The sequence below is a fragment of the Streptomyces sp. NPDC042364 genome, assembly GCF_056437585.1.
In genome coordinates, this window is record NZ_JBWKAJ010000047.1 from 1 (window position 1) to 8,481 (window position 8,481).

Genomic DNA, 8,481 nt, shown 5'->3' on the forward strand with positions numbered 1-8,481 from the left:
TGGCCGATGTTGGACTTCAACGAGCCCAGCCACAGGGGCCGTTCCGGGTCCCTGCCCTGGCCGTAGGTCGCCAGCAGGGCCTGCGCCTCGATCGGGTCGCCCAGCGTCGTGCCCGTGCCGTGCGCCTCCACCGCGTCCACGTCCGCGGTGGACAGCCCGGCCTTGGCGAGGGCCGCCCGGATCACCTGCTGCTGGGCGGGGCCGCTGGGGGCGCTCAGGCCGTTGCTCGCGCCGTCCTGGTTGAGGGCGGTGGAGCGGATGACCGCCAGCACCGGATGACCGTTGCGGCGGGCGTCCGACAGTCGCTCCAGGAGCACCAGGCCCGCGCCCTCGGCCAGGCCCATGCCGTCGGCGGCCTTGGCGAACGCCTTCGAGCGGCCGTCCTTGGCGACGCCACGGGTGCGGGCGAAGCCGATGAAGCCGATGGGTTCCACCATCACGGCGACACCGCCCGCGAGGGCCATCGAGCACTCGCCGGCGCGCAGCGCCTGGACCGCCATGTGCAGGGCCACCAGCGACGAGGAGCAGGCCGTGTCGATGGTCACCGCGCTGCCTTCTAGGCCGAGGGTGTAGGCGATACGTCCGGACAGCACGCTGGTGGCGCTTCCGGTGACGATGTGCCCCTCGACGCCCTCGGGCAGGTTGTCCAGGCCGCCGAAGCCCTGGTTGGCGGCGCCGACGAACACGCCGACAGGAGTGCCGCGCAGTTCCTCGGGGACGAGCCCGGCCCGTTCCAGTACCTCCCAGGACGTCTCCAGCAGCAGGCGCTGCTGCGGGTCCATGGCGACGGCCTCGCGGGGCGAGATGCCGAAGAAGCCGGGGTCGAAGTCGGCGGCGTCGTGGACGAAGCCGCCCTCGCGGGCGTAGCAGGTGCCCTCGCGGTCCGGGTCCGGGTCGTAGAGGGCCTCCAGGTCCCAGTCGCGGTCGTCGGGGAAGGCGTCGATGACGTCGCGTCCCTCGGCGAGGATCCGCCACAGCTCCTCGGGGCTGTCGGCGCCGCCGGGGTAGCGGCAGCTCATCGAGACGATGACGATCGGGTCGTCGTCCGAGGCGGAGGCGGTCCCGCTCGGCAGGGCAGCGGCGGTGGCCGGCACGGGAAGGGCCGGGGTGTCTCCGAGGAGTTCCTCACGGACGTGACGGGCCAGGGCGGTGACCGTGGGCCGGTCGAAGATCACGGTGACGGGCAGGCGCAGGCCGGTGGCGGCGTTCAGCCGGTTGCGCAGCTCGACCGAGGTCAGCGAGTCGAAGCCCAGCTCCCGGAAGGCGCGGCCGACCTCGACGCTGTTCGGGCTGCTGTGCCCGAGCACTCCGGCGACCTGGGCGCGCACCAGATCCAGTACGGCCTGCTGCCGCTCGTCGGCGCCCATGCCGCGCAGCCGGTCGACGAGACGGGAGTCGGCCGTGTCCGACGCGTTCTGACGGTGCCGGTCCTCCTCGGCCCGCAACAGCGCGACGACCTCGGGCACCTCGGTGAGCAGGGGGCGGGGGCGGGCCGCGGTGAAGACGGGGACGAAGCGCTCCCAGTCGATGTCGGCGACGGCGACGAAGCACTCGTCGCGGTCCAGCACCTGCTGCATTCCCATGACCGCGAGTGCCGGGTCCATGAAGGGGATGCCTCGCCAGCGCAGTTGCTCCTGGACGATGTCGAGGGCCATGCCGCCGCCCTCGTCGCTCCAGATGCCCCAGGCGATCGACGTTCCGGCCAGACCGCGGGCCCGACGATGCTCGGCGACCGCGTCGGCGTAGGCGTTGGCTGCGGCGTACGCACCGTGGTCGCCGCTGCCCCAGACGCCGGCGACGGAGGAGAAGACGATGAAGGCGTCGAGCCGGTCGTCGGCGAAGAGCGCGTCGAGATGCGCGACGCCCGACAGCTTGGCCTCGGCGCCGTCGGCGAATTCCTGCAGCGTGGTGGTGGCCAGCGGGATGAGGATGCCGACGCCGGCGGTGTGCACGACCGTGCGGATGGGCGGCCCGTCGGCCTCGACCCGCTCGACGAGCTGGGCCAGGGCGTTCCGGTCGGCGATGTCGCAGGAGGCGATGGTGACGCGGGCGCCCAGCTCGCGCAGCTCCGCCTCCAGCTCGGCGGCGCCCGGGGCGTCCGCGCCGCGGCGGCTGACCAGGACCAGGTGCTCGGTTCCGTTGCGGGCGAGCCAGCGGGCCGTGTGGCCGCCTAGGCCACCGGTACCGCCGGTGATCAGGGCGGTGCCGCGCGAGGTCCAGGTGCGGTGACCGTGGCCGGTGGCGCCTGCGGGGACCCGGGCCAGTCGGCGGATCAGGATGCCGGTCCCGCGGATGGCCACCTGGTCCTCGGCGCCGGAGTCGGCGAGGATTCCGCACAGCCGGGCGGCGGTCCGCTCGTCCGGTGTCTCGGGAAGGTCCACGAGGCCGCCCCAGAACTCGGGGTGTTCGAGGGCGGCGACCCGGCCCATGCCCCATGTGCCGTTCTGCACGGGGTTGCGTATCGGGTCGCTGTCGCCCGTGGTGACGGCTCCGCTGGTGGCCAGCCACAGCGGCGCGCGTACGCCGGTGTCAGCGCACGCCTGGATCAGCGCCAGCCCGGACACCAGGCCGGCCGCGAGTCCCGGCTGCTCGGGGTGCGGGTGTTCGTCGAGCCCGAGGAAGGAGAGCACACCGCTGAACTGGCCCGAGTGGACTCCGCTGTGCCGGGCCGTCTCGGTGAGCAGGGCGGCCAGCCGCTCGCGGTCGATGTCGGAGGAGTCCACGAACAGGGGTACGGTCTGCGCCCCGTGCGTGGCCAGTCCGTCCAGGCAGGCCCGCACGAGGTCGGTGCCCGCGTGGCCGGCGGGGACGACGACCAGCCAGGGGCCGTCGAGCGTCACGGTGGCGGGGTCGGCGGTCGGCCGCCAGGCGACCCGGTAGCGCCAGGAATCAATGGTGGACGCGGCACGGCGGTCCCGTCGCCAGGCCGACAGCACGGGCAGCGCCCGGGCCAGTGCCTCCTGCCCGGCGTCCTCGGCGACATCGACGACCCCGGTCAGTGCTTCGACGTCCTGTTCCTCGACGGCCGCCCAGAACGCGGCGTCCGCCGGGTCCTGGGCACCGCCGGTCGCGGTGTCAAGCTGTGGCGTGTCGGGCTCGAACCAGAAGGCGCTGTGCTGGAAGGCGTAGGTGGGCAGCGGGATGGTGCGGGCGTCCTGGCCGGCCAGAACCGCCGTCCAGTCCACACCGATACCCCGCACCCACGCCTCCGCAAGCGACGTCAGGAACCGGGCGGCATCACCCCTGTCACGGCGCAAAGTCCCGGTCACGACCGCGTCCGGGGCGGCCTCCTGGACCGCCATCCCCAGCACCGGATGCGAGCTGACCTCGACGAACGCACCGTAGCCCTGCGCGACCAACTCACCGACCGCGTCGGCGAAACGCACCCGCTGACGCAGATTCCGATACCAGTACCCCCCGTCCAACCGGGCCGTGTCCACGACCTCCGCCTCGGTCGTGGAGAAGAACGGCACCCCACCCGAACGCGGAACCACCGGCGCGAGCTCCCGCGCCAGTTCCTCCTCGATCTCCTCCACATGCCAGGTGTGCGAGGCGTAGTCCACCGGGATACGGCGGGCCCGGATGTCGTTGTCCGCGCAGTGCGCCACCAACTCATCCAGCGCGTCCGCATCCCCGGCCACCACGACCGAACCCGGACCGTTCACCGCGGCCACATCGATCCGCCCCACCCACCCCTGGAGCAGCTCCTCCACCTCAGCCGGTGCCAGGGGGACGGAGACCATACCGCCGCGTCCGGCGATCGCCCTGATCGCCCGCGAACGCAACGCCACCACCCGCGCCCCGTCCTCCAACGACAGACCACCCGCCACCACCGCCGCGGCGATCTCCCCCTGCGAATGACCCACCACCACCGACGGCACCACACCACACGCACGCCACAACGCCGCCAGCGACACCATCACCGCCCACGACACCGGCTGCACCACATCCACATCAGCCAATTCACCCCCACCCCGCACCACCTCGCTCAGCGACCACCCCACAAACGGCGCCAACGCACGCTCACACGCCTCCATCGACGCAGCGAACACCGGCGAGACATCCCACAACTCCCGCCCCATACCAACCCACTGCGCACCCTGACCCGGAAACACGAACACCGTGCCGTCGGGCACCACGTCGAAGCTTCCGGTCACCGCTGCGGGGACCGAACCGCCGGCGGCCAAGGCCTGTACCCCGGCCATGAGTTCGCCGCGCTCCGCGCCGATCACCACGGCCCGGTTCTCGAAGGCGGCCCGCGTGGCGGCGAGCGACCACGCCACATCCACCGGCCGGACATCCTCACCAGCCGACTCCACGTACGAGGCCAGGCGCCCCGCCTGGCCGGCGAGGCCCTCTCCACCACGACCCGACACCACCCACGGCATCGCGCCGCCGGCCGCGAACACCGGTGCGACGGTCTCGTCGGCGGACTCCGGTTGCCCTGTCTCCGGATCTGGCTCGGGCGCCTGCTCGAGGATCACATGGGCGTTGGTTCCGCTGCCGCCGAAGGAGGACACGCCCACGCGGCGGGGGCGTCCGGTCTCGGGCCATTCCTGGTTCTCGGTGAGGAGTTCGACCGCGCCGGACGACCAGTCGACGTGCGGTGTCGGCTCGTCCAGGTGCAACAGCCTCGGCAGGACGCCGTGATGCATGGCGAGCACCATCTTGATGACGCCTGCCACTCCGGAACTAGCTTGCAGATGCCCGATGTTGGCCTTCAGTGACCCGATCCGCAGCGGTTCTTCGCGTTCCTGGCCGTAGGTGGCGAGCAGGGCCTGCGCCTCGATGGGGTCGCCCAGCGTGGTGCCCGTGCCGTGCGCCTCCACCGCGTCCACGAGGTCCGCGCTCAGCCGTGCGTTGGCCAGCGCCGCCCGGATCACCCGCTCCTGTGAGGGACCGTTGGGCGCGGTCAGGCCGTTGCTCGCACCGTCCTGGTTGACCGCCGACCCGCGCACCACCGCCAGCACCGGATGACCGTTGCGCCGCGCGTCCGAGAGCCGCTCCAGCAGCAGCACGCCCACACCCTCGCCCCAGCCGGTGCCGTCAGCGCCCGCCGCGAACGGCTTGCAGCGACCGTCCGGCGCGAGACCCCGCTGCCTGCTGAACTCCACGAAGTTGCGGGGGCCGGCCATGACGGTGGCGCCGGCGGCGAGGGCGAGGCGGCACTCATCCTGGCGCAGGGCCTGCACGGCGAGGTGCAGCGCGACCAGCGACGAGGAGCACATGGTGTCGACGGTGACGGCGGGGCCCTCGAAGCCGAGGGTGTAGGCGATGCGTCCGGACAGCACCGCACCGGAGCCGCCCGTCAGCATGTGGCCCTCGACACGGTCCCGGGCCCGGGCGGCCGCCGCCCCGTATCCCTGGTCGCTGCTGCCGACGAATACGCCGGCCTTCTCGCCGCGCAGGGTGCCCGGGTCGATTCCGGCCCGCTCCAGTGCCTCCCAGGAGGTCTCCAGCAGCAGGCGCTGCTGCGGGTCCATCACGGTGGCCTCGCGGGGCGAGATGCCGAAGAAGCCGGGGTCGAAGTCGACGGCGTCGTACAGGAACGAGCCCGAGCGGGTGTAGCTGGTGCCCTGGTGCTCAGGGTCGGGGTGGTACAGGTTCTCCAGGTCCCACCCTCGGTTGGCGGGCAGTTCCGAGACGGTGTCGGCGCCCGCCATGAGCATGTCCCAGAAGTCCTCGGGAGTATGCGCGTTTCCGGGGAAGCGGCAGCTCATCGAGACGATGGCGATGGGCTCCTGCTGCCGGGCCTCGACCTCCTGGAGGCGTCGGCGGGTCTGCCGAAGGTCGGTAGTGACCAGCTTGAGGTAGTCGCGGAGCTTGTCCTCGTTAGCCATGAACGTCATCAGTCCCTAGAGCAGGCCCGAAGGCTTGAAGTCACCCACGCAGCGTCGGCAACCGGGCGGTCGGACAGGGGTTCGGGTTTCGGGGTTCGGTGTGTGGTGGTGCGCTGGAGAAGGAATGGAGCCGGGCGTGGCCGCGTGGGCGACGTGCGCCGGGGCGCCGACGGTCTAGTTGAGGCCGAGTTCCTTGTCGATCAGGTCGAACATCTCGTCGTCGGAGACGGTTTCGAGCAGTTCGTCCATAGGGTCGTCATCGACCGGGCTGTCCGCCGGGCCGTCCGACAGGCGCCACAGCAGCGCTTGCAGCCGGGTGGTGATTCTGGTGCGGGCGCCGTCGTCGGAGGGTGCGAGCGCGGCGACGGCTGCCTCCAGCGCGTCGAGTGCGGGGAGGTCCCCGCTGTCCGCTCCCGCAGCCGGCGGGGCCAGTTCGGACATCAGTCGTTCGCCGAGGGCGGCCGGGGTGGGGTGGTCGAAGACGAGTGTGGCGGGCAGGCCGAGACCGGTGGACTCCTTCAACCGGTTGCGCAGCTCCACCGCGGTCAGCGAGTCGAAGCCGAGATCCCTGAAGGCGTGATGGGGGCCGATCGCACCGGTCCCGTCGTGGCCGAGGACCGCCGCGACCTGCGTCCGCACGAGCTGGAGCACGGCGCGTTCCTGCTCGGCCCGGCTCATGCCGGCCAGCCGGTCGGCGAACGGCCGCGTCGGACCGGGCGCCGGCCCGGAGCCGGTCTCGACCGCATCGGCGCGGACCTGCGCGGCGTCGAGGAGCCGGACCTCGGGGATCTCGTCGAAGAGGCGACGGCGCCGGACGGCCGAGTAGGTCGCCGCGAACCGTTCCCAGATCACGTCGGCGACGACCAGGGCCGTCTCGTCGTACGCGAGGGCCTGCTGTACGGCGCCCACGGCGATCTCGGGATCCATCGTGGGGACGCCGTAGCGGCGCAGCCGGTCTCCCTCTGCCTCGTGGACCATGCCGCCGCCGGCCCAGGCGCCCCACGCGATGGAGGTGGCCGGTCGGCCCCGGCTGCGGCGCCACTCGGCGAATGCGTCGAGGTAGGCGTTGGCGGCCGCGTAGCCGGAGTGGCCGCCGTCTCCCCACACACCCGCGCCCGACGAGAACAGGACGAACGCCTCCAGCGGGCGGTCGCCGAGCAGTTCGTCGAGGTACAGGGCACCCGCGATCTTGGCGCGCATCACATCGTGCAGGGCATCGAGGTCCGTGTCCGCGATCGCGGCGGCCGGCGGCTCGGTGCCCGCCGCGTGCACCACGGCGTTGACGGGTGCGTCCGCGGGCACGTCCGACAGCAGTGCGGCCAGGGCGTCCCGGTCGGTGATGTCACAGGCGGCGACGGTGACGCGGGTGCCGAGCGCGGTGAGTTCCCGCTCCAGTTCCTCCGCGCCGGGAGCGTCCGGTCCCCGACGGCTGACGAGCAGCAGATGCCCGGCACCGGTTGCGGCCAGCCGCCGGGCCAGGTGGGCGCCGAGGGCTCCGGTACCGCCGGTGATGAGCGTCGTACCCGTGAAGCGGACCGTGTTCCGCTGGCCCGCCTCGGCGTCGAGCGGCTTGCGGACCATACGGCGTACGTAAAGTCCGTCCTCGCGCACGGCGAACTGGTCCTCGTCCTCGTGACCGGCCAGAGCGGTGAGGAACCGGCCCCAGGTACGCGGATCGGGCTCGGCGACGGTTTCACCGGGCGCGAGCTCGCCGGCAGCGGGCGCGGAGAGGTCGATGAGACCGCCCCACCGCCGGGGGTGGTCCAGCCCGTAGACCCGGCCGAGGCCCCAGACGGCCGCCTGCTCCGGCAGCGTGCCCGCGGCGGGCGTCCCGTCGGGGCCGGGCACACCGACCGCTCCCCGGGTGACCGTCCACAGCGGTGCCTCCAGCTCCGTGTCCATGAGTGCCTGCATCAGCAGGAACGTCTCGGTGACGGCACCGGGCACGGCGGAGGACCGCGGCCCGGCCGTGGAACGGTCGGTGCGGGTGGCGAGCGGAAGCAGATTGAGTACGCCGCCGATGAGCGGGGTCTTTTCGACGACCTCGCGAAGACGGTCCGCCACGGCGGTCCGGTTCTCCGGGCCCAGGTCGAGTTCGACCGTGACGACGTGCTCGACCTCCTTGTGGCCGCTCAGCTGCTCGATCAGTGCGCGGACCGTGCCCTCGCCGGCAGCGTCGGCAGCAGGCACCACGACCAGCCAGTGAGACGCCAATGGACTCGCCCCGGCCGCCGACGCACCGCTCGGCTGCCACGTCACCGCGTAACGCCAGGAGTCCAGTACGGCGCTCTCCCGCTTGCGCCGACGCCACTCGGCCAGGACGGGCAGGACCGGTTCCACCGTGTCGAGTGTCTCGCGCCGCTCCGGCGCCAGGTCGAGAGTCTGGGCCAGGGCTTCCAGGTCCTCGCGCTCGACCGCCTCCCAGAAACGGGCGTCCACATCGTCGGCCGAGGGGCTTCCGGCCTCGCTCAGAGGGCTGGGTTCGGGCAGGTCGAGCCAGTAGCGCCGCCGTTGGAAGGCGTAGGTGGGCAGCGGGATGGTGCGGGCGTCCTGACCGGCCAGAACCGCCGTCCAGTCCACACCGATACCCCGCACCCACGCCTCCGCAAGCGACGTCAGGAACCGGGCGGCATCACCCCTG

Annotated in this window: 2 protein-coding genes; both read right to left on the bottom strand. The window is 72.5% G+C overall.

The genetic code is table 11. The features are described from left to right. Positions 1–5,840: type I polyketide synthase (locus AC067N_RS38785; RefSeq protein WP_478683663.1), on the bottom strand; the 5,840-nt coding region annotated here is incomplete at its 3' end. A gap of 174 nt (positions 5,841–6,014) precedes the next feature. Next, a partial coding sequence (locus AC067N_RS38790; protein WP_478683664.1) for an SDR family NAD(P)-dependent oxidoreductase occupies positions 6,015–8,481 on the bottom strand: 2,467 nt, incomplete at its 5' end.